At 58.0% G+C, this 1,011-nt stretch carries 1 protein-coding gene; it reads right to left on the reverse strand.

From position 1 onward, the window contains the following. Positions 1-174: 174 nt before the first annotated feature. Positions 175-1,011 (reverse strand): site-specific integrase (locus HX774_RS19375; RefSeq protein WP_178829029.1); only part of this gene is annotated, 837 nt, incomplete at its 5' end.

Below are 1,011 nucleotides of genomic sequence, written 5' to 3' on the forward strand. Positions count from 1 at the left end.
GCGTAACTAACCCAAGGACTCTGGTCGCCGCTGGATGAAAACTCAGAGGCACGTCAATTGACCTAGTAGATTTCGTCTGCTGTCATGCTGCGCGGTGAAGTTAGTTGTAGCCGACGAAGGTTAAGCAATATGTCTGTTGTTGCTTAGAAGATAGTCAGAGTCGCAAGCTGAAAACTATGCTGCAAGACCTGAGGCAATCAGGTGGAGAGATTCTGGGCGCAGGTGGGTGTAGCGGCGGAGCATCTTCCAATCCTTGTGACCGGTTACGAGTGCGACTTGCTGGATTTGGAAACCTGCTTCGAACAGGCGACTGGTCCCCTCGTGGCGAAGGTCGTGAAAATGCAGGTCCGCAATTCCGAGGCTTTTGCAGGCCCTTGTGAACGCCGCGCCGGCTGATCGATGATTGAAGGGGAAGATTCGCAGGTCCGCATTCGAGCGGGCAGGGCGCTGGCGTTCGATCAGCGCGACTGGGTCGAAACCGGAGACGGATAGAAGTGGGATTCGCTGGTCGTTTCCCGTCTTCGCGCGAGGGTCTTTTCGGTCGCGAATGGTCAGCATCTTGGTCCGGGCTGCGTAGTCATCCCAGACGACTTTGAAGATCTCTTCCTGGCGCATCGCCGTGGCTATCGCGAAGCGAATGACGGCTCCCATGGGTATAGTTTGGCGGGGCATATCTTCGAAGTGGCTGATCAAAAGCTCCAGTTCTTCGTCGCTGGGCCGGCGATCCCGCTCGACACCCTTGCCAATCAGGCCAAGACGTTTGAGGGCGAGACGGGCCATATCAATGGCCTCAACCGAAACCGTCAGGCCATGAACCGCCGCGGCATGGGACAGGATGAGCTTGATCGCACCGATATCGATGCTCAACGTCATGGGCCCGGCGCCTTCGGTGGCGCGCTCCCGACCGAAGTCAATGAACAACTGCCGATCCAATTGGGCGATCTTCTTCCCGCCCAGGCGCGCCTTCAGCATCTTGAGCGTCGCCGCTTTCGACCGCCTGGGCGCCTTCCC

The sequence above is a fragment of the Brevundimonas sp. P7753 genome, assembly GCF_013386595.1.
Lineage (GTDB): Bacteria > Pseudomonadota > Alphaproteobacteria > Caulobacterales > Caulobacteraceae > Brevundimonas > Brevundimonas bullata.